The sequence below is a fragment of the Halomonas sp. CSM-2 genome (assembly GCF_002119345.1).
Lineage (GTDB): Bacteria > Pseudomonadota > Gammaproteobacteria > Pseudomonadales > Halomonadaceae > Vreelandella > Vreelandella janggokensis.
In genome coordinates, this window is record NZ_NBYR01000006.1 from 62074 (window position 1) to 86105 (window position 24032).

Annotated in this window: 23 protein-coding genes; 15 read left to right on the forward strand and 8 right to left on the reverse strand. The window is 57.9% G+C overall.

The features are described 5' to 3' along the window. The first annotated feature begins 332 nt into the window (after positions 1-332). From B7L15_RS06345 to B7L15_RS06380, 8 genes are all read left to right on the forward strand, one after another. Positions 333-1172, forward strand: coding sequence for an outer membrane protein OmpK (locus tag B7L15_RS06345; protein WP_085918162.1), 840 nt, complete (start codon positions 333-335; stop codon positions 1170-1172). A gap of 33 nt (positions 1173-1205) precedes the next feature. Next, a complete protein-coding gene (locus B7L15_RS06350) occupies positions 1206-2489 on the forward strand; it encodes a NupC/NupG family nucleoside CNT transporter (RefSeq protein ID WP_085918163.1) in 1284 nt (427 codons plus the stop codon). 89 nt (positions 2490-2578) lie between these two features. Further along, complete coding sequence (gene deoC, locus B7L15_RS06355) at positions 2579-3382, forward strand: deoxyribose-phosphate aldolase (RefSeq protein ID WP_085918164.1); 804 nt, start codon at positions 2579-2581, stop codon at positions 3380-3382. Between the two features lies 1 nt (position 3383). Continuing rightward, entirely contained in the window at positions 3384-4709 is a 1326-nt protein-coding gene (gene deoA, locus B7L15_RS06360; RefSeq protein ID WP_176243646.1) for a thymidine phosphorylase, read from the forward strand. Beyond that, the gene (locus tag B7L15_RS06365) at positions 4709-5953 is read left to right on the forward strand and encodes a phosphopentomutase (RefSeq protein ID WP_085918166.1); all 1245 of its coding nucleotides are present in this window, start codon (positions 4709-4711) and stop codon (positions 5951-5953) included. The genes deoA and B7L15_RS06365 overlap by 1 nt, the downstream gene beginning before the upstream one ends. A gap of 14 nt (positions 5954-5967) precedes the next feature. After that, positions 5968-6693, forward strand: coding sequence for a purine-nucleoside phosphorylase (deoD, locus tag B7L15_RS06370; protein ID WP_085918167.1), 726 nt, complete (start codon positions 5968-5970; stop codon positions 6691-6693). A 23-nt stretch (positions 6694-6716) separates the two neighbouring features. Further along, positions 6717-7124, forward strand: coding sequence for a cytidine deaminase (gene cdd, locus B7L15_RS06375; protein ID WP_085918168.1), 408 nt, complete (start codon positions 6717-6719; stop codon positions 7122-7124). Between the two features lie 152 nt (positions 7125-7276). Then, positions 7277-8401 carry an aminotransferase class V-fold PLP-dependent enzyme gene (locus B7L15_RS06380; RefSeq protein WP_085918169.1) on the forward strand — a complete coding sequence of 375 codons (1125 nt, stop codon included), beginning with the start codon at positions 7277-7279 and terminating at the stop codon, positions 8399-8401. Between the two features lie 84 nt (positions 8402-8485). On the opposite strand, the gene B7L15_RS06385 is transcribed toward B7L15_RS06380, so the two are convergent. Both B7L15_RS06385 and B7L15_RS06390 read right to left on the reverse strand, forming a co-directional pair. Continuing rightward, positions 8486-9175: a CBS domain-containing protein gene (locus B7L15_RS06385; RefSeq protein WP_085918170.1), complete on the reverse strand. Its 690-nt coding sequence runs from the start codon at positions 9173-9175 to the stop codon at positions 8486-8488. A 139-nt stretch (positions 9176-9314) separates the two neighbouring features. Beyond that, positions 9315-10742, reverse strand: a complete 1428-nt coding sequence (locus B7L15_RS06390) for a hypothetical protein (RefSeq protein WP_085918171.1) — start codon at positions 10740-10742, stop codon at positions 9315-9317. A 133-nt stretch (positions 10743-10875) separates the two neighbouring features. Here B7L15_RS06390 and B7L15_RS06395 point away from each other — a divergent pair, with 133 nt between their 5' ends. Next, entirely contained in the window at positions 10876-11865 is a 990-nt protein-coding gene (locus B7L15_RS06395; RefSeq protein ID WP_085918172.1) for a J domain-containing protein, read from the forward strand. 37 nt (positions 11866-11902) lie between these two features. Further along, positions 11903-12334 (forward strand): hypothetical protein, encoded by a 432-nt coding sequence (locus B7L15_RS06400; RefSeq protein ID WP_085918173.1) that lies wholly within the window; start codon positions 11903-11905, stop codon positions 12332-12334. Here B7L15_RS06400 and B7L15_RS06405 read toward each other — a convergent pair. Next, positions 12251-14740 (reverse strand): mechanosensitive ion channel family protein, encoded by a 2490-nt coding sequence (locus B7L15_RS06405; RefSeq protein ID WP_085918174.1) that lies wholly within the window; start codon positions 14738-14740, stop codon positions 12251-12253. The genes B7L15_RS06400 and B7L15_RS06405 overlap by 84 nt on opposite strands. Positions 14741-14881: 141 nt before the next feature. On the opposite strand from B7L15_RS06405, the gene B7L15_RS06410 reads away from it, so the two are divergent. After that, entirely contained in the window at positions 14882-15904 is a 1023-nt protein-coding gene (locus B7L15_RS06410) for an amidoligase family protein (protein ID WP_085918175.1), read from the forward strand. A gap of 93 nt (positions 15905-15997) precedes the next feature. Continuing rightward, the gene (locus B7L15_RS06415) at positions 15998-16681 is read left to right on the forward strand and encodes a gamma-glutamyl-gamma-aminobutyrate hydrolase family protein (protein WP_085918176.1); all 684 of its coding nucleotides are present in this window, start codon (positions 15998-16000) and stop codon (positions 16679-16681) included. On the opposite strand, the gene tpx is transcribed toward B7L15_RS06415, so the two are convergent. After that, positions 16671-17174 carry a thiol peroxidase gene (tpx, locus tag B7L15_RS06420; protein ID WP_085918177.1) on the reverse strand — a complete coding sequence of 168 codons (504 nt, stop codon included), beginning with the start codon at positions 17172-17174 and terminating at the stop codon, positions 16671-16673. The two genes, B7L15_RS06415 and tpx, sit on opposite strands and share 11 nt — an antisense overlap. Positions 17175-17272: 98 nt before the next feature. On the opposite strand from tpx, the gene B7L15_RS06425 reads away from it, so the two are divergent. Continuing rightward, on the forward strand, positions 17273-17989 hold the full coding sequence (locus B7L15_RS06425; protein ID WP_085918178.1) for a glutamine amidotransferase: 717 nt from the start codon (positions 17273-17275) through the stop codon (positions 17987-17989). Here B7L15_RS06425 and nfi read toward each other — a convergent pair whose 3' ends face one another. Together nfi and B7L15_RS06435 are read right to left on the reverse strand one after the other, a co-directional pair. Beyond that, positions 17990-18682 carry a deoxyribonuclease V gene (nfi, locus tag B7L15_RS06430; protein ID WP_085918179.1) on the reverse strand — a complete coding sequence of 231 codons (693 nt, stop codon included), beginning with the start codon at positions 18680-18682 and terminating at the stop codon, positions 17990-17992. It abuts the gene before it with no gap. A gap of 114 nt (positions 18683-18796) precedes the next feature. Continuing rightward, the gene (locus B7L15_RS06435; protein WP_085918180.1) at positions 18797-20509 is read right to left on the reverse strand and encodes a DEAD/DEAH box helicase; all 1713 of its coding nucleotides are present in this window, start codon (positions 20507-20509) and stop codon (positions 18797-18799) included. 523 nt (positions 20510-21032) lie between these two features. Here B7L15_RS06435 and B7L15_RS06445 point away from each other — a divergent pair. Next, positions 21033-21230 (forward strand): CsbD family protein, encoded by a 198-nt coding sequence (locus B7L15_RS06445; RefSeq protein WP_085918181.1) that lies wholly within the window; start codon positions 21033-21035, stop codon positions 21228-21230. Positions 21231-21335: 105 nt separating this feature from the next. Continuing rightward, the gene (locus B7L15_RS06450; protein ID WP_085918182.1) at positions 21336-21833 is read left to right on the forward strand and encodes a PRC-barrel domain-containing protein; all 498 of its coding nucleotides are present in this window, start codon (positions 21336-21338) and stop codon (positions 21831-21833) included. Positions 21834-21919: 86 nt separating this feature from the next. Here the strand turns inward: B7L15_RS06450 and B7L15_RS06455 are convergent, their stop codons facing one another. Together B7L15_RS06455 and B7L15_RS06460 are read right to left on the reverse strand one after the other, a co-directional pair. Next, positions 21920-22915 carry a glutathione S-transferase family protein gene (locus tag B7L15_RS06455; RefSeq protein WP_085918183.1) on the reverse strand — a complete coding sequence of 332 codons (996 nt, stop codon included), beginning with the start codon at positions 22913-22915 and terminating at the stop codon, positions 21920-21922. Positions 22916-22991: 76 nt separating this feature from the next. Then, entirely contained in the window at positions 22992-23906 is a 915-nt protein-coding gene (locus B7L15_RS06460; protein ID WP_085918184.1) for a LysR family transcriptional regulator, read from the reverse strand. Positions 23907-24032 lie beyond the last annotated feature (126 nt).

Here is a 24032-nt window from a genome sequence, read left to right on the forward strand (position 1 = left end):
CTGTTGTCGTTGAATGGGCCTAGGTTATCACTGGGCGTTTCCCCTTGATGGCTGAGGGCTCTCCCCCTTCTTGCAGAGGACCACCCCTTATGCTGAGCGAGCACTCAAAGAATTACCATTAAACCAACGATTCTTGAAACACATGTCAGCCGTTTATCATTTAATGACCGTTGACGGGATAAAAGTTGCAAAATGGCGTTAGAAAAATAACACTAAATGTTATAATTTTAACATTACAATTCCAGAAACCCGCTGACACGGGTCAACGCCAGCCCTCACGTCCGTCGTTGAGGCGGATCAAAACTGCAACTAACAAACCTGTTGAGGCTACCATGACTGCTCGTACTCGTTTTATCTCCGCTACTCCTTCACGCGCGTCGCTAACAGCGCTTGGGGCTGGCGTATTAATCGCCGGTGCCGCCAGCACCGCTAATGCGGACGCCTTTGATCCCATTTGGTCGTTTGCCAATGTGTCGGTCAATTACCTTGACTGGTCTGACGGCACCGAAAACCGTACCGCAAGCAATGCCGCCAAGAGCGATTTCATGTTCCTGGAAATCGAGGGTGGGCTTGGCTACGAATGGGGTGAGTTTTACGGCTTCTTCGATTTTGAAAACCCGACCAACGACCAGTTCGACGAATCAAGCGGCGGCACCGATAACTTCCGTACGGCGGGCAAGTTGACCTCGCACATTTACCTGGGCGACAGCCCGTTATCGATTTATGCCCACCTCTACGACTTTCGCGATTACGGTTTCAATAGCCGCGAGCAAGACCAGATTCTGGGTCTGGGCTATCTAGCCAACTTCGATAACGGCATTTGGTTCAAGCCGTTTCTGGGTGCCGCCCGGGTGCAAAGTAACAGTTACACCGGTTCGAACGGCTTCATGGCCGGCTGGGTCGCGGGCTACGACTTCAATGCCTTTGGCCAGAAGTTTGGTGTCACCAACTGGCACGAGCAGACCTTTGGCCGGGACGACGAATACCTGGAACAGAACTACGTCGGTGGCAAGGCTGACAGCGTGGGCACCAATGGCGCGGTAAGCTTGTGGTGGCATCCTTCCGAGTTGATCACGACCGGCATCCAGTACCGCTATTCTGATGAAAAACTAGGCACGCCTAACAATTATCAGAACGCGATGATTTACACTGTGAAGCTCAACCTGCTGTAACACGCACTTGGCCCACGCGAAGGATCTTTTTTTATGACACTCCTGATGAGCTTGGTCGGCATGGTCACCCTGGTGACCATCGCCCTGATCTTTTCTTATGATCGCAAGTCAATTCGCTTACGTACGGTGTTGGGTGCCTTCGGCATTCAAGCGGGCATTGGCGCTTTCGTCCTTTATGTGCCCTTTGGTCAGAGCGTCTTGCAGACGATCTCGGCTGGCGTTAGCCAGATTCTGGTGTATGCCGATGACGGCATCAGCTTTCTGTTCGGCGGCTTGGCAGATACTGACGAGGTCGGCTTCGTATTCGCCATTAAAGTGCTACCGGTGATTATCTTTTTCTCCTCGCTGATTGCAGTGCTGTACTACATCGGGATCATGCAGTGGGTTATCCGTATTCTGGGTGGCGCCCTGCAGAAAGCGCTGGGCACTTCGCGTACCGAGTCGCTTTCCGCCACGGCCAACATCTTCGTCGGCCAGACCGAAGCACCGCTCGTGGTACGTCCGTTTATTGCCCGGATGACACCTTCTCAGCTGTTTGCCGTGATGTGTGGCGGCTTGGCGTCGGTGGCGGGCTCCGTACTGGCGGGCTACGCCGCGCTGGGCATTCCCATGGAATATCTGGTGGCTGCCTCTTTCATGGCAGCTCCCGGCGGCTTGCTGTTTGCTAAACTGATCATGCCCGAAACGCAGGAAATACAGGATAGAGACAGTGTTTCCAAGGTTGAGGAAGAATTAAAAGAGCAGGAAGACAAGCCCAGCAACGTACTGGACGCAGCGGCGTCTGGCGCGACATCCGGTTTTATGCTGGCTGCCAATGTAGGGGCCATGCTGCTTGCCTTCATCGCGCTTATCGCCTTGATCAACGGCATTCTCGGCGGTGTTGGCGGCTGGTTCGGCTTTGAATCGTTGAGCCTTGAGTGGATTCTGGGCTGGCTGTTTGCCCCGCTGGCCTTTTTACTGGGTGTCCCCTGGGAAGAAGCAACACTGGCCGGCTCATTCATTGGCCAAAAACTGGTTGTTAATGAGTTTGTCGCCTATATCAACCTTGCGCCCTATATTGAAGGCGAGCAGATGGTCGCAGCCACTGGCCAAGCGATGACCGCGCACACCATGGCGATTCTTTCCTTTGCCTTGTGCGGCTTTGCAAATTTATCCTCTATTGCGATTTTGCTCGGCGGCCTGGGTAGCATTGCCCCCTCGCGGCGCAAGGAAATCGCCCGCTTTGGCGTCAAGGCGGTATTGGCAGGCACCTTGTCTAACCTGATGTCGGCCTCTATTGCAGGCTTCTTTATCGCCCTGAGCAGCGTAGCTTCTTAACGTAACCGTCAACGATTACGCGGGCGCTGCTGTCATATACAGTAGTGCCCGTTTTTTTCAGTCGTTCTTAAATCCTAATACTGTGCGAGATGTCCATGACCGCTTCGATTAACATCACCCTTGCTGCGCGCCAGGCGCTTTCACTGATGGACTTGACCAGTCTCAACGATACCGACACCGATGCGTCCACCGAATCGCTGTGCAAAAAGGCAAAAACCCCCTTTGGCTACCCGGCGGCGGTATGCGTATACCCCCAGTTCGTCGTGACCGCGCGTCGCGCCCTCACCGCCCACGAGCTCAACGGTGACGTCAAAATTGCCACGGTCACCAACTTTCCCCACGGCGGAGACGACATCATGGGCGCCGCCCGCGAGACCCGTGAAGCCGTCGCGTCCGGGGCAGATGAAGTCGATGTCGTTTTCCCCTACCGCGCCCTCATGGCGGGCGACGAAGAGACCGGCCGCGAGCTGGTGGAAATGTGCCATGCGGCCTGCGGTGGCCAGGCGCTGTTGAAAGTCATCATTGAGGCCGGCGAGCTTAAAGAGCCTGCGCTTATCAAGCGGGCAAGCGAGCTGGCCATTGAAGGCGGCGCCGACTTTATCAAGACCTCAACCGGCAAGGTGGCGGTCAACGCAACGCTGGAATCCGCCGAGATCATGCTCCAGGCGATCAAGGAAAGCGGCAAGGATGTCGGGTTCAAGGCGGCAGGTGGCGTCAAGACAGCCGAAGAGGCCGCCGAATACCTGGCTCTCGCCGCCAACATCATGGGGGACCAGTGGATCTCGCCACGCCACTTCCGGTTTGGTGCGTCCAGCCTGCTGGGGGACTTGCTCAATACCCTGAGTGGCAACCCGCAGACCGCGTCGCTCTCGCGTAATGACGGAGGCTACTAACATGCTCCCGCAAGAACTGATTCGCCTCAAGCGCGATAACCAGCCGCTGCCGGCAGAAGAAATCAAGGCCTTTGTTCAGAGCATTGCCGATGACCGTATCAGTGATGCCCAGATTGGCGCCTTTACCATGGCGGTGTTTTTAAACGGCATGAGCCGTGAGGAAGTCGTCGCGCTGACCACCGCCACCCGTGACTCCGGTCACGTCATGCAATGGGATTCGCTTGACCTGCCGGGCCCGATCGTCGACAAGCACTCCACCGGCGGCGTGGGTGACCTGGTCTCTCTGGTACTCGGCCCCTGGGTCGCCGCCTGCGGCGCTTTCGTACCGATGATTTCCGGCCGCGGCCTGGGCCACACCGGCGGCACGCTGGACAAGCTGGAATCCATTCCCGGCTATAACCCCTACCCCGCCCCGGAGCGCTTCGGCGATGTGGTCAAATCCACTGGCGTGGCGATTATCGGCCAGACCGGCAACCTCGCTCCAGCGGACAAGCGCATCTACGGTGTGCGTGACGTGACCGCCACAGTGGAATCCATCCCGCTGATCACCGCCTCTATCCTGGGCAAAAAGCTGGCCTCCGGCCTGGATGCCCTGGTCATGGATGTCAAAGTCGGCAGCGGCGCCTTCATGCCCACGCCGGAAAAATCCCGCGAACTGGCCAAGAGCATTGCCAACGTGGCTACACAGGCGGGCACACCTACCACCGCCCTGCTCACCGACATGAGCCAGCCGCTGGCTCCCTGCGCCGGTAACGCGGTCGAAATCGTCGAAACCCTGGCGCTATTGCGCGGCGAACGCTCCAACAGTCGGGTGATGCAGGTAACCCGCGAACTGGCGGTGGAAATGCTGATGGCGGGCAAGTTGGTCAATAGCCGCGAGGAAGCGCTGACCAAGCTTGAAAAAGCCCTCACGTCAGGTGCGGCGGCCGAGGTCTTTGCCCGCATGGTGAGCGAGCTTGGTGGCCCTGCCGACTTCATGGAGCGCTCGGATCACTACCTGGCCAAAGCCGACGTGGTCAAGCCAGTGTATGCCGAACAATCAGGCATCATCCAGCGCATTGACACTCGTGCCGTCGGCATGAGCGTGGTGGAACTCGGCGGGGGACGCCTGCGTAACGACGCCAACGTCGACCACAGCGTAGGCTTCAGCGACATTGCCGAAATCGGCGACCGTGTTGATAGCCAACACCCCATCGCCATGGTTCACGCCAACAGCGAAGACGCCGCCGCCCTTGCCGCCGCCCAGCTTCGCGCTGCGGTCAACTTGGGTGACGCCCCCGCGACCGCCGATACGCTACTTCAAGATACCTTCAGAGGAGAAGCCTGATGCGCCGCGCCATTGTTGTTGTCCTCGACTCATTCGGCATCGGCAGCGCGCCGGATGCCAACCAGTTCGGCGACCAGGGGGCTGACACCCTGGGCCATATTGCCGCCGCCTGCGCCCGCGGCGAAGCGGATACCGCCGAGCGCTCAGGCCCTTTGAAACTGCCCAACATGGCAAAACTCGGCCTGTTTCACGCCCACCGCGATGCCACGGGAAAAGTCGCCGAGGGCGTTGACCTGCCAGATACGCCGACAGGTGCCTACGCCCACGCTAAAGAGGTTTCCAGCGGCAAGGATACGCCGTCGGGCCACTGGGAAATTGCCGGCGTGCCCGTTCGCTTCGACTGGGGCTACTTCCTCGATAAAACCGACAGTTTCCCGACAGAGCTGCTCGACAGGATTGTCGATGCCGCCAACCTGCCCGGCGTGATCGGCAACTGCCACGCCTCGGGCACCGAGATCATCGCCCGCCTGGGCGAAGAGCATGTCGCCACGGGCAAGCCCATCGTCTACACCTCGGCGGATTCCGTGTTTCAGATTGCCGCCCACGAGGAGCACTTCGGCCTCGAACGGCTCTATGAACTATGCGAAACCGTGCGCGGTCTGCTCGAGCCCTACAACATTGGCCGCGTGATCGCCCGCCCCTTTGTCGGCAATGACCGCGACGACTTTGCGCGTACCGGCAATCGCCGCGACTACAGCGTCGAGCCCCCCACGCCTACGGTGCTGCAAAAACTCGCCGAAGCGGGGGGCGAAGTGGTGTCGATCGGCAAGATTGCCGATATCTACGCCCACTGCGGCATTACCCACAAGGTCAAGGCCAGCGGTCACGACGCGCTGATGGAAGCGACGCTTGGCGAGGTAGCGCGCACTGCCAAGGAAACCAGCGACCGCCCGACCATGATCATGACCAACTTTGTCGATTTTGATTCGGTCTACGGTCACCGCCGCGACGTGCCGGGCTATGCGGCCGCGCTCGAGCATTTCGATGCCCGCTTGCCCGAGCTGTTCGCCGCGCTCAACGAGGATGACCTGCTGCTGCTTACCGCCGATCACGGCTGCGACCCCAGTTGGGAAGGTACCGAGCACACCCGCGAATACGTACCGGTCATGGTACGCGGCGCCGGTTTCACCCCCGGCCCCATGGGCGAACGCGGCACCTTTGCCGATATCGGCCAGACGCTCGCCGACTACTTCGCGCTCGAAGCCATGGCCGATGGCGAAAGCTTTTTATCCAGCGCCGCTTAAAGGAGAAACCTACAATGGCGACACCGCATATTAATGCTGAGAAAGGCGATTTTGCCGATACCGTGCTGATGCCCGGCGACCCGCTGCGTGCCAAGTTCATCGCCGAGACCTACCTGGACGATGTCCGCCTGGTCAACGATGTGCGCAGCATGCTTGGCTATACCGGCACCTACAAAGGCCGCAAGATTTCGGTCATGGGCCATGGCATGGGCATCCCCTCGGTCTCGATCTACGCCAAGGAACTGATCACCGACTACGGCGTTAAATCCGTGATTCGTGTCGGCTCCTGCGGCGCGGTACGCGACGACGTCAACGTCCGCGACGTGGTTATCGGCATGGGTGCGTGCACCGACTCCAAGGTTAACCGCATGCGCTTCAACGACCACGATTTTGCTGCGATTGCCGACTTCGATCTGACCCAGCACGCGGTCGCCGCCGCCAACGCGCAAAACGTGCCGGTGAAAGTCGGCAACATTTTCTCGGCGGATCTGTTCTATAACCCGCAGACCGAGATGGCCGAGATGCTCAAGCGCTACGGCATTGTCGGCGTCGAGATGGAAGCGGCAGGTCTCTACGGCGTGGCCGCGGAATTCGGCGCCCGGGCGCTGACCATCTGCACGGTATCCGACCATATTCTGAAAGGCGACTCGCTCTCCAGCGCCGACCGCCAAACCACCTTCAATGACATGATGACAATTGCGCTCGACACGGTATTACGCGACGACGCAGCGCGCACCTGAAGGCCAACACCAAGGAAATCGCCATGAGCCAAGTCGATTCGGCACTGGTTGAGACACTACTGACAGCGCTCGGCAATGCCTACGCGCCCTATTCCAGCCACCCAGTGGCCGCCGTGATGGAGTGCCCGGACGGCCAGCAGTTCGCCGGTTGCAACGTCGAAGTGGCCCACTACAAAGGGCTCTGTGCCGAAGCCTCGGCGATTTCCGCCATGGCAACCGCCGGGCAACGCGAACTTGCCAAGGTCTATGTGATGGGTCCCGGCGAGCATCTGTGTACGCCCTGCGGCGACTGCCGTCAGCGCATCCGCGAATTTGCCACGCCCGACACGCAGATCCTGGTGCTTTCTCGCGAAGGCGAGGTGCTGAAGACCTACACCATGGAAACGCTGCTGCCTGACGCCTTCGGCCCCGAGCAACTGCCGGCGCGATAACGCCCTCTGTATATCTCTAACGACCAGCCCCTTGTGGGCTGGTTTTGTGCGTTTATTGCTCGTACTCTTACGCGTACTCTTACTCTTAAGAAAACCTGATTGTACAAGACAAAATGTGCCGATTGAGAGCGCATCACACACTGGAGAACGCCATGGCTGGACTATTGCCCAACGTCGACCCCGACGGCCTGCTGGAATATTCGGTGGTCTATACCGACCGCTCGCTGAACCATATGTCGCAGCAGTTTCAGGGCGTGATGCGCGATATTTCCGCCACGCTCAAAGAAGTTTACAACGCCCATACGGCTGTCATCGTGCCGGGTAGCGGTACCTTCGGCATGGAAGCGGTTGCGCGCCAGTTCGCTGTCGACCAGCCGACGCTGGTCATTCGTAACGGCTGGTTCAGCTACCGCTGGACGCAGATTATCGAGATGGGCCGACTGACCGACCAGCACACCGTTCTGAAAGCACGGCGCGAAGCTCCCAACGACCCGCACTCCCCCTTCGCGCCGGTACCCGCCGACGAGGTTGCTGAGCGCATTCGTGCTGAAAAGCCAGCGGTCGTTTTTGCCCCTCAGGTGGAAACGTCCGCCGGGATGCTCTTGCCGGACGACTACATCCGGACCGTTGCCCAGGCGACCCGTGATGTGGGCGGCCTGTTTGTGCTCGACGCGATTGCTGCCGGCACGCTGTGGGTGGACATGCAGTCGCTGGGTGTGGATGTCGTGGTCAGCGCGCCGCAAAAGGGGTGGAGCGGCTCGCCCTGCTGCGCCATGGTGATGCTGTCGGACCGTGCGGCCCAGCGTCTTTCCGAGACGCAGAGCAACAGCTTTGCCTGTGACCTGGGAAAGTGGCACAGCATCATGCAGGCCTACGAGAACGGCGGGCACGCCTACCACGCCACCATGCCCACCGATGCCTTGCGCCAGCTGCGCGACATCATGCAGGAAACGCGTGACTACGGCTTTGGCAAGGTCAAAGAGGAGCAGCAGGCGATCGGTCGAGATGTCCGCGCCATGCTCAAGCGCCACGGCTTTGCAAGCGTCGCGGCAAATGGCTTTGAGGCCCCGGGTGTGGTGGTGTGTTACACCGACGACAGCGGCCTGGTTGGCAAGCTCGCCCGGGCTGGCGTGCAGGTGGCCGGCGGGGTGCCACTAATGTGCGATGAGGGCGACCACTTCCAGACCTTCCGGATTGGACTGTTCGGACTCGATAAGCTACACCATACCCAGCGCAGTGTTGATAGCCTGGAAAAAGCCATCGAGGCCGTCAGCTAGGTATGGAAAAGCCTGCTATCCGCGATAGCAGGCTTTTGGCAAGTCGCACCAGCCCACTAGCGAGCCGACCACAACAATCAAGGGCTACATATAGCCCACGCCACGCGGCATCATGCCCAGGTTGTTTTCAACCTGCGTCACCCCTGCAACGTTCTCTGCCACCACCGTCACGGCCTTTTTCTGTTCAAGGGATTCAACCAGCCCCCAGACTTCCACGCCGCCGCCATCGACAATCAGACTGATATTTTCGACGCGCACGTCGGTATGGCGTTCAATGTCGTTAAGGATGGCTTCGCGAATTTGTCGATCGTCTGCGGGCGACTGTGTTGGCCCCACGACGGCATTCGCAATGCCTTGCAATAAATTAGCGCGACTGACGATGCCCACCAATTTGTCATCACGCAGAACAGGCACGCGTTTGATGTGGTGCTTTTCCAGCAGGCGAGCAATGCTGTGTATTGGCGTGTTTTCCTCAATGCTCAGTGGGTTGGGCGTCATGACATCCTGAGCTTTACGACCATGGGATTTCACATAGCCGCTTGAACTTTTGCCGGCCCCCAAAAGCGACAACCAACCTGACTGGGGGTGGCCGTCATCGTCTTTTAACCGACGCATCAAATCGCCTTCGCTGACAATCCCGACCACTCTATGCTCACCATCCACCACAGGGACAGCACTGATACGGTGGCTAAGCAGCAATTGTGCGATATCGCGCACATCGGTGTCGGGCGCCACACTCACCACTTTGGGCGTCATGATATCGATAGCTTGCATGGTGCTCCTCCTGGCAACGGGCCCTTGCGACGTTATCGTCGTAGTTTGCAAAGCCCTATATCTCAGACTAGCCCGCTGCTCTTCAGTTGCCCATGCTGACGGCCATTAGTTGGCGCCTTTTTGATCTAGCGCAGTTTATTCACTGGTCTTTTTCACTGACCTTTTCTGTGCCGCTCTCCCCGACTTTTTCTACGTCGACAATCCCTGATCGGCTGACCACGACCTTCCAGCGGGCCAGGTAAGGCTGATCTTCGCTCCCGGTTTCGCGAATGACCAGGTTGAACAGATGACGACGCTCGACACTTTCACGCACGGCCTGGCCTTCTTTAAGTCGATAGACGGCGTACTTGCCCTTGCTCATCAGCCGGGTCAGCATGGAGATATCCAGCGTTAAGCTTTCCTGGGTATGTTCGTAACCACTCAGGAAGCGGGTCGGCGACATCCGAGAGCGTGAACGGTAATGCAGCACCACCTCCTCACGCTGGGCCACGGTCCGGCGACGCAACTGCTGAATTTCAGCGTCCAGGGATGAATAGCGCTTATAGTCGAACCATTCAAGTTGATGCCCCACCGACACATTGCGGTTGGGGTCGACGTACTGGCGCCGCCACTTAGGCCGTCCACGGCGCAGCCAGCGCCATAGCGTGTTACGTAAATCGTCTTTGAAGACTTCGCGCATGGCATAAAGTACGGCCATGGCAATCACAAACAACGCGGTAATATCGCCGAGGGTATCGCGCAGACGAAGTACGCCAAACGAAACAAAGGCCATCACCACAGCCGTCGCCAAGGCTTTGACGGCTTTTTGCTCACCTCCGCCCAACTCCTGGGGTCGCTGCTTGAGGGTAATGGGATATTCGATCAAGCGCCGCAGCAAACGCATTTTATTCGACATGCGGGTAGGGTCAGCCATCACCCGTTCGGCGTTGTATTCCTGCTCGCGCCGGTAGGCTTCTTCACGCTGGCAAATCGCCACAAACCGGTGACGGATAGGGGTAAACTCACCGCCCCTGGGCATGTGAGCCACCAGCGCCAATAACTGCTGTTCGGTAAACCACGACAGATAATTATCAATGTTGGTGAAATACTTGGTCAGTCGTTCATCCCGGGGCGGATGGCGACGCAGGCGCCTCAGAATGCTTTCACTCAAATCACTGGTTTCCTGCAGCTGGTCACGCAGACGATCGGCGCTTTCCTGGTCGACCTGATGTTTATCTTCGCTTCGGCGTATATCCCGCGCACTGGCCAGCATCGCTTGCGTATTGCGCTCCATGGCGCCAACGTATTGATAAGCATAAAGGCTGAGGCTTAGACGATAGGAGTCACTGCCCAACTGGTTGCGGCTCGCCAGGCGGCTGTGCACCAAGGGCAGATGATATTCGTCACTGTAGTAGGTACGCGACACTTGAATCGCCGCGTGGTAGAACGCCTCCTCCGAAATCAGCTGGGTCGAAAGGCCAAGATCCCCAGGCACGAATAGATAAATATCCAGGTTGTGAGAGGTTTCTTCCTTCAAGCGGCGTGAAATACGCAGTTGAAAGCTATTTTTACGTTCTACATTAATCAACTCACCAATCTCCTGCTTCCCTGGATACGTCAATGCGATAACATGTCATTATCTCGAACCGGTGAAGGCCTTGCCTTAAGGCACGCCTGACGCCACTATTGCCCGCTGTTCTTTTCGCTTTGGGAGCCTGTGGATGTCCATGGCCCGTTTTTCACCCTTTGAGCTGGTGCTGTTAAATAGCCGCAGCCAAGTGGATACGGCAACGCTACTATTGCTGGCTTGGGTACTTGTGAACCGCCAGCACGTGTCGGAAGGTCAGCGACGCCGTCGCCTGGCCCAGGTCACGGCGCAGTTTCGTCATGGACATGAATTGGGGCCGGTCATGAGCATTGCCCATAGTCAGGACCTTCAAGCCATTCAACTGGCCGCCGAGATTCTGCGTAAAGAGTGCTCGCAGGAGCGCAGCTTGAGTGTATTGCACCAGTCGATCACCGTGGCAACCGATGACGGAGAACTGTCGTTAGCCAACCATTATATCCTGCGCTTTCTGGCGGACTTGCTCAATGTGACCCCCACAACCCTGAGCACCTTGTTTCATGAACTAACGGGCCGGCCGTTTGTGTCTCCTGAAGATCCCAGTCGTCATGCCTACTGGCAGCATCACAATCCTGACTATTTTAACCAAAAGGCACGCGAGGCCGCTGCTGAACAGCAGGCTCGGGACGAAGCAGCACAGCAGGCCGATGAGAAACACCAGCAACGCAAACAGAAAAAACAGCGTAAGCAGCAGGAAAAGCAGCGCCAACAGGAAGAGGCTCAAGCGCGTCAGGCGCACGCCCGACAGGAACGTGAACGCCAACGGCAACGCGATGACCAGTACCGCCGCGAACAGGCTCAGCGTGAACAGGCGCATCAAGACCGGTCTCGGTACGAACGCGCCCAGGGTGAACGCCGACAGTGGCAGCGCACCGCACCTCCCCCGGACCGTACCACGCGTGCCCTGGCCGTCCTCGGGCTGCCGCCGGGGGCCAGCCGCAGCGACGTACGCCTCGCTTATCGGCGCATGGCACAGCTTCATCACCCGGATCGTTTTTTTACCGAAAGCGAGCATCAGGTGGCGCTTGCCTCCGCACGTTTCCAGCGGATCAAAAACGCGTATGATTACCTGATGCAAACCTACTAAAAGACGCAGCAGCGACAGACGGAATAACCACAAAACTATGCGCGATTTGTATCAACGCCTATCACTTTCACCAGAGGCAAGTGAGCACGACATCCATAATGCCGTGATGCGCTGCCCCAACAGTGCCCTACGCCAGGACGCTGAGAGTGTTCTCGCGGTCAACGAGCACCGTGAGGCCTACGATACGTTACACCACACGCTCAACGATATTGGCTGCCTGCGTGCGCGACTTGGCTTGACCCACGGAGCGCACTGGCAAGGCGATGTGGCCAACGATTTTTCGCTGCCACCCGATCATGCCATTTCGCGCCACGATGAAATGGTCGACCGCGTCAGCAACGCGGTCTCACTGTACAATCACTGGCGGCGCTGGCGAGGCCCATGGCTACTCGTCACCGTGTTCGCGACCGGGGCCGGTCTCGGCATCATAATGGGATTTGCCCTCTGCATGGGGCTTGCCGCGGGATAGGCGACGGTTCTCATCACCTCCCTTGCGCTGTCGTTCATCTTTCCTGATTTCGGCTTTGGTCGGCATCGGTGCGGGTTTGGGTGGTGTCGGCCTTTCTCTCCCTCCTGATGTCTCCTCAGGGTCACTGACGTCCTCATTGGAGTGACGCTCGTCGGCTGAGTCACCGTCACCCTGCAGCCTCATGTCCACGCTGCCACCCGACGCCGAAGAACCACCTGCCAGACCTTCCATGCTGACGCTCAAACGTGGCACGCCCAGGTCGACCCCGTCGGCTTCCATGCGTTGTTTCAACATCAGGTTAAAGGCGCGGGCTACGTCCCATTGCATTTCGGGTGCGGTACGGAACCGCATGCGCAAGATAGCACCACCATCGTCAAAACTGTCGATTCCCTGCATCTCAAGCGGCGACCAGATATGGTGGCGCATCATCGGATCCTTGCGCAGTTCCTGGGCGGTTTCCTGCATCAGATGGATGGCATCGTCTATGTTCATGTCGTGGGGAATACGGATACGCATCAGCGCAATACCGAACTGCCGGGACATGTTGTGGATCGATTCAATGCGGCTGAACGTGATGATATGCACAATGCCGTCAAGGTCGCGCAGCCTTACCGTTCGTAGAGTCAGGCCTTCTACCGTGCCCATGTGGCCGTTGATTTCGACAAAGTCGTCCACGGCAAGGGAGTCTTCAATCAGGATAAAAATACCTGTGATCAGATCCTGAACCAGCGTTTGCGCCCCAAAGCCGATCGCCAGACCGATGACACCGGCACCCGCCAACAGCGGCGTCACGTTAACGCCCAGATTGGCGAGTCCAGCAATAACGGCAATAATCAGAATCGTGATGAATATGACGTTGCGGATCATCGGCGTGATGGTTTGCGCACGCGCCTGATTGACCCGTTTACCGCGGGAGCGCGTTGATGAGATCAACGCGCGCTGAATGGCCGTATCGGCAAAAATCCATACCAGCCACGCCAGCAGTACGGTTCCGCCCAGGCTCACCAGGGCTGGGCCAAGCTGGGCGCCCGCCAGGCCGCGCTGGCCCAGGCCAAACATCGAGCTACCCCATACCTGCATCGACAGTTCAGCAAAGACCACCCAAGCACAAATGTGTGCCAGCACGAATCCAAAGCGCTCAAGCCGCTTTCGGTACTGACTCTGCCGACGGCGACGGTGGCGGCGCTGACCCAAGCGCTCAGCTTGACGACGCAGCAGGCCAGTCACAACCAGTGTCAGTACCAGCAGGCTCGCCGAAATGATCGACCTGGCAAGTGCCGTGCCCACATCGCCAACGGTAATAAAGATCGCCAGCAAAGAGCCACCTACCAACAGCAGCGCAGGGATATGCCACAGCCCACCGAGCGCGCGAATCATCTCCACAGCAGTGTTTGCATCCCGCCGTTGCTTGTAGGGGCGGTTACAGATCAGGTGACGCACTGGACGTTTGAATTTGATCACGAAGCGGGCCGAGATCAACGCTGCCAGCATATTGGCCAGTACGGAAACCAGGCTGGAAAGCTCGTTGCCCAGCATTTCGACAATGCGGGTCGAGTTCACCGCATCGCCCAGTGCGATCAGCGCACCAATGACAAACAGGCCTCGCAGAGCACGCTGATGCAGCAGTTGCACGGCCGTAAACCGATGCCCACGGCTGAAGAAGGCCACGACGGTTTCAAACACCACCGAGAGCAACCGACCACAAACGCAAATATAAGCCACGACCAACACCATGGTCCGGCCTGGGCTATAAGCCATCAACTGGCCGATCCCCAGCGTAATCGCAAACGCCAGTATCCAGGGCAGGATGCGCCGAAAGAAGTGCACGACCATCAGCCAGCCTTTCGGGTCGCGGGGCAAATCAAGCGGCCACTCGCGGCGATTGGCGATCACCCTTCCTGCACCAATCATGGATACCAGCAGTCCCACCCAGACCACAGCAAGGACCGCGCCTTCGGCCACCGCACGAATCATCTCGCCGCGACTGGCGCTACTGGCCACGGCTTGCAACCCCTCGCCGCCGTTGACCAGTTGACGTTGCCACTCTTCTATTGGTGAACCACCCGCCTGAGCCTGCTCACCGATGTCGGTAAGCGTATCCGCAAGCGCCCCCAGTACCCCCTGGCGAACGACCCCATCATCATTACTGGCTTCTTCCGTCGTGGTTTGCAGTTCACGCAGCGAGTTGATCAATTCGCTGCGCCGCTCTTCGTCTTCAAGCATTGAAATAACGTCATTCAGCGATCCCTGGAAGTCTTCGCTGTTAACATCGTTCTGCTCTTCCGAGTCACCGCCACCGAGGCTTGGCAGCGAGATCGCTTGCGCGTGAGCGTGGGACGTCATGACGCCCATCAGTACAATGAAAACCAAACTAAGAACGGTATTGATTAGCCAGTGCGGTCGCACATGTTACTCCTGAACCAAGGCATCAAAAGGCAATGCCGCATAATTATCCCTCTAAAGGGCTCGCTGAGCGAATATTCTCAGCCCTCGGACGTGACTATGATAGGCTGAGCACATAAATCGTTCACCTCACAGGATGCCGAGATGACGTTAGAAGCGCCACCTAATGGATGGAACTCAAAGGGCAAAACTCGCCAGGTCGGTGTCGAAATCGAGTTTGCCGGTCTGCCCCCACGCGACACAGCCCTGATCGTGCGCGAGCTGTTTGGTGGTGAGCTTAACGTGGTCAGCCCTCATCGGCTACTGGTCGAAGGCACCCGTTGGGGCGAATTTGGCATTGAGCTGGATACCCAATATGCGCACCCTGACCGGGCACTACTGGAGGAAATCCACGAGCAGGACAGCGAATGGTCGCGCCAGCAACACCAACATCGCCTGGAGTTCCACCGTAAAACCCGCGAGTTGATTGGCGATATGGTGACGGGCCTGGTGCCTACAGAGATCGTTTGCCCACCGGTGCCCTGGAACGAGCTTGACGAGCTCGATACGCTGTTTGAGGCATTGCGGACGCACGGGGCCAAAGGCACGGATGCCAGTTTACTCTACGGTTTTGGGTTACACCTCAACCCGGAAGTTGAGCGCGAAGACGTGGATTACTTGCTGGCGATGCTACGCGCCTACCTGCTCCTGGCAAGCTGGCTGCGCAGCGAGATCAAGGTGGATATCACTCGCGAAGTGCTGCCCCACGCCAATCCCTTCCCCAAAGAGTATGCACTCAAGGTATTAAACCGTCAGTACACGCCGGATATCGACACGCTGATTGATGACTATCTGCACTACAATCCCACCCGTAATCGGGAACTGGATTTACTGCCACTGTTTGCTTACCTTCGCCCTGACCACCCGCACAAGCTGTTGCATAGCGAGTTGACCAAACCGCGACCAACGTTTCATTACCGGCTACCTAATGCCCAGCTTTCGGAGCCCCATTGGGGAGGCGTCACGGAATGGAATCGCTGGGTCGCCGTGGAACGTTTGGCAGCCTCCAGGGAAAACCTTGATGCGCGCTGCGACCACTATATCGCCCAGCATAACCGGCCATTGATCACTCGCCTGGCAAGCCGAGCCAAGCGATGGTGGAGTGAGCACGCTTCAACGAAGCGCTGATAGTTTTAACCTCGGGGTATTCCTGTTCAGTCCTTCACGTCGACTATTCATTCACATTGACTATCCATTCACATTAACCAAGAGTGCCGTTGCATGGCCCGCCCGTTAATTGGCATTACTACTTCAGATGCAAAAAGCCAGCTTGCCTGGTGTTTCGACTGGTTTGCGGTCTGGCGTCATGGTGGCCGACCGCTGCGTTTATCGCCTGCCAGACCTCTGCCCGATGATCTTGACGGACTTATCATCGGCGGTGGTGATGATATTGAAGCCTCACTCTATGGTGGTGAGGTGCAGTTGGACGTCCGTTTGGACCCTGCCCGAGACGAACTGGAGCTCAGACTGCTGAAGCATTTCATCCCGCGAAACACCCCCGTACTGGGTATTTGCCGGGGCGCTCAACTGATCAACGTGCACCTGGGGGGAACCCTGGACCCGGATATTTACACGACCCATGAAGGATTGAAGCGTCGACGCACGGTGCTGCCGCGCAAGACCGTCGATATCGTGGGGGCCAGTCAGTTGCACCGCTTGCTCGGCGTTACCTGGTGCCGCGTCAACAGCCTGCACCACCAAGCCGTCAATCGGGCAGGAAAGGGAATCGACATTGTCGCCCGCGACCGCGATGGTCTGGTTCAGGGTATTGAGTCCCGGGACCACGATTTTCTGCTTGGCGTGCAATGGCACCCTGAATGGCTGGTTTTCAACCGCCCCCAACAGCGTTTAGTTCGCGCACTGGTGGCGGCGGCAGAGCGCCGTCAGGCCACTATCAAGCGTTAAGCGCAGCTAGCGCCGCGTCGTAATCCGGCTGGTTTTTCAACTCACTGACCAGCTCGCTGTGCAACACGCGGTTATCGGCGTCCAGCACCACGACGGCCCGGGCACACAGCCCTTCCATAGCGCTATTGCACAACGCAACGCCCCAGGCTTCCTGAAACTCGCGATGGCGGAAGGTGGACAGCGTTTCGACATCGTCCAGGCCTTCCGCGCCGCAAAACCGCTTGGCGGCGAAGGGCAAATCGGCAGACACCACCAACACCACGGTGTTTTCAAGCCTGGACGCCAGCTCGTTAAACTGCCGGGTCGACATCGCGCAAGTCGGCGTATCGACGCTGGGAATGATGTTGAGAACTTTGCGTTTACCTTGATACGTATCAAGGGTGACATCCTGAAGCTCACTGTTGGTGAGCGTCATGGCAGGCGCCACTTCGCCTGGGGCTGGCAAACGGCCGGCAACATCCATCGGCTCACCGGCACGGGTAATCTGTTGCATATCAGACTCCTGAACGTAGTATGGGATGCCTATACTGCATCCTAAACGGAAATTATCCTAGCTGGTTTGTTACACGCCGCGCCAAGACGAGAGCCATCATGCCTTCTTTAGTGATTCTTAAAACCGGTGATGCCTTCCCGGAAGTGGTTGAACAGCACGGTGATTTTGAGCAGCTTTTTATCCAGCAACTGCGCGAGGCGCTACCTGACGACCTGACATTAAGCGTTTGGGATGTACGGGAGAAAACACCAACGGCGTCGCCCGCCTCGTTTGCCGGTGTGGTCATCACCGGCTCGCACAGTATGGTGAGTGAAGCACCGCCATGGAGCGAGGCGCTAAAACCCTGGCTCAAGCAGGCGCTGGCCGACGACGTGCCAATGCTCGGCGTGTGTTACGGGCACCAGCTCATGGCAGCGGCCTTTGACGGCGTCAGCGACTTCCACCCCGCCGGTCGGGAGTCAGGCACACATCGGCTAAGGCTTACCCAGGCCGGTCAGCAGGATCCTCTCTTCAGCCAGTTGCCCGCGTCCTTCACGGCGCATCTCACCCATGCGCAATCAGTGATGCAGTTGCCACCCAACGCCACGGTGCTCGCGCATAACAGCCACGATGCCCATCAGGCACTACGCTATGGACCACGCCAATGGAGCGTGCAGTTTCACCCCGAATTCACTGCACCGGTGATGCGGGCGTATCTGGAGCGTCAGCGGGCAGCGCTACGCGACCAGGGCGAAGATCCCGACGCCCTGCTGAGTGACGTTCACGACACGCCAGAGGCATCAGGCCTTCTGCGCCGCTTCCTGGCGTTTGTATAGTCAATCGCGTCTTTGACCACGTCGGGAGGCCAGCCGGTCTGCCAGACGGGTGGGCTCTGGCAGCTTGGTAGCGCCCAGGCAGCGCAACACCCATAGCAAAGACGTTTCCAGTGACAGGCGATGGCCAGGCGACACATACACCGGTTTCACCTTGGCACGTGACCGTAACACCGCGCCAATCACCTCACCGCCGCGGACAGTGAGCGGCACCCAGTCGCCACGCTGCTCGCCCACCTCAGTATGGCAGCCGATAAGCCGCGACTTGGCAATGCCAATGGTCGGCGTATCCAGCCATAGCCCCAGATGAGAGGCAACCCCCAGCCGGCGTGGGTGGGCGATGCCCTGTCCGTCCACCATCACCAGTTCGGGTTGAACGGTCAGTTTTGTGAAGGCGCCAAGCGCAGCAGGGATTTCTCGAAACGACAGCAGCCCGGGGATATAGGGCATGCGGGTGGGCTCGCGGTGAACCACTTGCTCTATAACGCTTAAGTCAGGCGCAGTATCAGGGTCCCACTTGAGCACCACCACCGCTGCCCGGGTTGTTTCACCGCCATCCTCAAAACCGATATCCACTCCGGCAATATGGCGTACCGTATCGAGTCGGTCGGTCAGCTCAAGCCGCTTTGCCAACTCCGTCTGCAGCGCCACTGCGTCCTTGGGCGCCAGGCTCCATTCATGCAGTGATGCAAGCATGGTTTCCTCCTTGGGCGGGTGAGCGGTGAATATAACAAAAAACGCCCCCGCGCCTGGGAAGGCACGGGGGCGTCGGATGTCACCAGTGACCGCTAAGCGGCGACTGATGGCGCCTTAGGCGCGTTCGCGGCGACGAACCGGCGCATCACCTTCGTCACGGCGACGGCGCGGAGCACGCTCTGGGGCGCTGTCTTCGCTGATTTCCAGCGGACGGCCGGATACGCGAGCACGCGCCATCTTGGTCAGGATTGAAGACGGCAAACCGCTTGGCAGTTCAACTACCGAGAAGGCATTACGGATATCGATACGGCCAATACGCGCGCCTTCGATGCCACCTTCGTTAGCCAGCGCACCGACCAGTTGACCGGGCTTGACGCCGTCTTTATGGCCGACAGAAACGCGGTAGCGGGTCATGCCTTCGCTGGGCGTGCTTGAACGCTCACGGCGAGCACCCGGCTTGCCGCCAGACGCGCCATCACGTGAAGGCTTCTCTTTGCGCGGTGCCTGCAGGCGACCAATAGGCGCTTCATCAGCGCGGGCCATGGCAGAGAAGGCACAGGCCAACTCGACCGGATCATGGCCTTCTTCTACCAGACGCTCGATCAGCGCACGCTGTTCTTCTGCCCCTTTGGTTAACGAAGCAATGACGCGCTGATGGAAAACTTCATCACGGTGCGCACGAATAGCAGATTCGTCAGGTAGCGGCATTTCGGTCATTTTCTGGCCGGTTGCCTGCTCCATCCAGCCCACTTTGCGTCCTTCGCGGAAACCGGCAAAGGTAATGGCGATACCGCTGCGGCCGGCACGGCCAGTACGACCGATACGGTGGGTATACGCTTCCGCATCCTGGGGAAGATCGTAATTGATGACGTGGGTGATCCGCGCTACGTCCAGACCACGTGCGGCCACATCGGTGGCGATCAGCACGTCGACCTTGCCACGCTTCAAACGGGTGATGGTGCGCTCACGCAGGCTCTGGTCAAGGTCACCCGAAAGGCCTGCCGCATTGATACCGCGCGCCGTCAACTGCTCTACGAGGGTGGTACAGGCGGCACGGGTACGGACGAAGACAATGGCGCCATCGACCGGCTCGACTTCGAGAATACGCGCCAGGGCTTCAAGCTTGGCGCCACCGTCAACACGCACGATGCGCTGCTCGATGTTTTCACCCGTCGTTGTGCCTTTCTCGATCGCGACTTTAACCGGGTCGACCAGATAGCGGTTAACAATACGCTCGATTTCAGTCGGCAGGGTCGCGGAGAAGAACACGCGCTGCGCATTTTTCGGGGTATCGGCAACCACGCGTTTTACGTCGTCGATAAAGCCCATACGCAACATTTCGTCCGCTTCGTCCAGCACCAGCGCAGAAAGACCGTCAAGTTTCAGACTGCCGCGGTCGAGATGGTCGATAATCCGACCAGGGGTGCCGACAATAACCTGGGCACCGCGCTTCAGCGCGCCGAGTTGCTCACGGTACTCTTGACCGCCACACAGGGTAGCAACTTCGAGGCCTTTAAGGTTTTGGCCGTATTTACTGAACGAGACAGCCACCTGCTGAGCAAGCTCGCGAGTCGGTGCCATGACCAACACCTGAGGCTCACGGCGCGTCAGTTCCAGACGCGATAACAATGGCAATGCAAACGCAGCGGTTTTACCGGTACCGGTTTGCGCCTGGCCCAGCATATCCCGCCCTTCGAGCAACGCAGGAATGGTCTGCGCCTGAATGGGTGAGGGAGTTTCGTAGCCCTGAGATTCAACAGCCGTCAGAACGGCAGGCAATAGAGCAAGATCGCCGAAGCTCGGCGAAGCGACAGAAGTCGAGGTCATTAATCACACCTTGGTAGGCCGGTTGTTCCGGCAAAAAACATCGTAAGCGTCTCTGACTCGTTAATGATGCGCACGTCAAGGCAGCATCAAAGAACATGGCTCCGCATAGCGGATATCGTCATCGGTGGAGTCGGAGACGCCGGTCGCACCCAGCATCCGGATTGGCGCTTTGATAGCGGTTCAATCCGCCGTGGCGACCTTGTTGCGCCGATTTCACCCGTTTGGTGAAATACTGGAGGCGCGCCATCTTCACAGCAGTCAACATCTGGCGTTAGCAAGATGTTCCAGCAAACGTTGCTTCGTAGGGAGCGGTTCTTGGGAACGACTCGTGACTACGCAGGCAAACGCTTATCGTCGTGATGGTGGGGTCAGCACATGCGAGGAGTGCGCATGCTAACACCGCCTTCGGTACCTGACCAGTCATTTCAGTGTTTTTTCGTTCGCTGCCTCCTTGCACCATGCCATATTTCGTCTAGCCTAATGGGTGCCTTATCAATTTCATGGCACCTCAAGGAGTGATTCGATGAACTGGGATCAAGTCGAAGGAAGATGGACCGAAGTGAAAGGCAAAGCACGCGCCAGCTGGGGCGAAATCACCGACGATGAACTTGATCAGATCGCCGGCAAACGTGACCAATTGGTGGGCAAGCTGCAGCAAAAATATGGCTTGGAAAAGGAAGAAGCCGAGCGCAAGGCGGACGACTGGGCCAATTCCCTGTAATCGTTCAACGCGCCAATATATTCTCTCAATATTCTGTTGCCTGTCGCCTAGTCGACACGGCTACCCAACCAGATATTGAGGTTCGTAGCCACAAGGAGAGATGCTATGCGTAAATCAATGATCACCACTGCCGTCAGTGCAGCCCTACTCAGCAGTGTTGCCCTCAATGCCAATGCTGCTTCAGACGAGCCACAAGGCATGTATTCCGCCGACGACATCATGGATGCGAGTGTTTATCTCGAAGGCAATTCCAATGAAGAAATCGGTGATGTCGACGACATTCTACTGAACGAAGATATGCAGGTAAGCGCCCTGGTCGTCGAAAGCGGCTCTGTCCTCGGCCTGGGCGGTCGCGAAATAGTCGTCGACACTGACTACTTCAGCCTGGAAACCGATACTGGCGGTGACGAAACCGAGCACCGTGTCCTCATCAGCGCCTCGGAAGAGGAAGTAACGTCGTTCCCGACTTATGACCGCGACTGGTGGGAGCAGACCAAGGCAAATGCCCGTGATGCTTGGCAAAGTACCGAGGAAGGGGTTCAAAGCGCCTGGCAAACAACTCGCGAGGCCATTGATCCTGACGAAGAAATCAACGAAGAGTAACTTCAGCGTTGATATCGTAGATTCCCTTTTAGGAATAACGTCAAAAAAGCCACCGCGAGGTGGCTTTTTGATTTCCAGACGTTTGATCAGGCCTTGCGGCGTATCCCCTTCCCCGATAACCGCTCGCGATCATGGGGACGATCGAAGTTCAACGCTGGCCCAACCGGCACGATACGCGTGGGGTTGATGGTGTCGTGACTGTAATAGTAGTGGCGTTTGATGTGGTCCATGTTGACCGTTTCGGCGACGCCCGGCCACTGATAAAGCTCGCGCACATAGTTGGCTAGGTTAGGAAAGTCCTCGATGCGCTTCACGTTACACTTGAAGTGGCCGTAATACACTGCATCGAAGCGTATCAAGGTGGTGAACAGTCGAATATCCGCCTCGGTCAACCACTCACCTGCCAGGTAACGATGCTGTGCCAGACGCGTTTCCATACGTTCCAAGGCATCGAACAGCGCCTGTACATGTTTTTCGTAAACGCGCTGTTCGGTAGCAAAGCCTGACTTGTAAACACCGTTATTGATGTGGTCATAAACGTCGGCATTGACCTCGTCAATGACATCGCGCAGATCATCAGGGTAGAAATCCAGGTCATTGCCGGTCAACTCGTCAAAGGCGCCGTTAAGTATACGCACCAAATCGGCCGATTCATTATTGACAATCGCATCACGCCGCTTGTCCCAAAGCACAGGGACGGTAACGCGCCCGGTGTAGTGGGGATCGGTCATTGTATAAAGCTGGCGATGAAACTCGACCCCATTGACAGAGTCGCCGCTGGCACCTTCGTCTTGATGATAGGTCCACCCTTGATCAAGCATCAACGGGCTGACGTGGGAAGTCCCGATAATCGACTCAAGTCCCTTTAGAGCGCGCATGATAAGCGTACGGTGCGCCCACGGGCAGGCTAGCGATACATAGAGATGATAACGGTTCTTTTCAGCCGGGTAACAGCTACCTTCAACACCTGGATGATCGCCCACCCAGTCGCGCAGCTGGGCGGATTCGCGCACGAACTCCCCCCCATGTTTCTTGGTGTCGTACCACTGGTCGTGCCATTCGCCATCAATCAGCAGCCCCATGGTGTATCTCCTCAAAGCGGTTAGCGTCGATTCAGCATACGCTTGGGGGTACGCGACTCAAGCGGATGTTTTAGCGCTATTCATTCGACGCAATCGAATCCTCGGAAGCACACTCACGTACCGCCTGGCGCAACGCTGCAGCCATGGCATGAGCCGCCGGGCCAGCACGGTCCTGATCACGAAAAATTAATTGGATAGGGACTTCCCGAATACTGCCCGCTGCCAGTGGTAATGGCTTGAGCTGGCCATCACGGAGTTCTTGTTCGATACGCGTTTCTGGCATCCAAGCAAAACCAAGGCCCCGCTTGAGCATATCGAGCGAGGTATTCAGGTGGCTGACCGTCCAGCGCTGTTCGGCTTTCAACCAACCAGCGTTAGTCGATTGGCGAAGCGCGGAATCCCGGACGACTAGCTGACGGTGCTGGGCAAGGTCGCGCAGATCCAGCGATCTACCCAATCTGTGCAGCGCATGAGCGGGATGGGCGACGGCAACAAACTTCACCATCACCAGCGGCTCCCCAAGAAACCCTTGCGCCTCAATACCTGAAATCACCAAGTCCGCGCGGCCATCGTATAGCATTTCAATGCCGCCATTTAAGACGCTTTCAAACAGTTGTACCCGTACCTGGGGATAGGTTTCAGAAAAACGCTCCAGCGCTTTCGCCTGGGCGCCAGCAGGAAACACCTGATCAATTGCGAGAACAACTTCCGCCTCCAGTCCGGCTGCCAACCGCGAGGCCACATCTTCCAGCGACTCAGAACTTTCAATCAACTGACGTGCCCGGCGCAGCAGTAACTCGCCGGCCTCCGTCAGCCGGACCTGGCGCCCTACCGGTTCAAGCACCTGAACCCCTAACTGCTCTTCCAGTTTATGTACCGCATGGTTCAACGTTGAGGGACTTTTATGCACGGCCTCGGCGGCCCGAGCAAACCCTCCATGGTCAACCACGGCGGCTAACATCTGCCACTGTGCAAGTGTTACCCGAGACATTTCGATTTCCCCGACGCAAAACAGCGAAACAATCGCCAAACTTTCGATAAAACCATAGTGCCAGCTTATGGCCCGGATTACCGTAACCCGAACCAACTATTCTGCAAGACGCTTTCTACAAGCCCC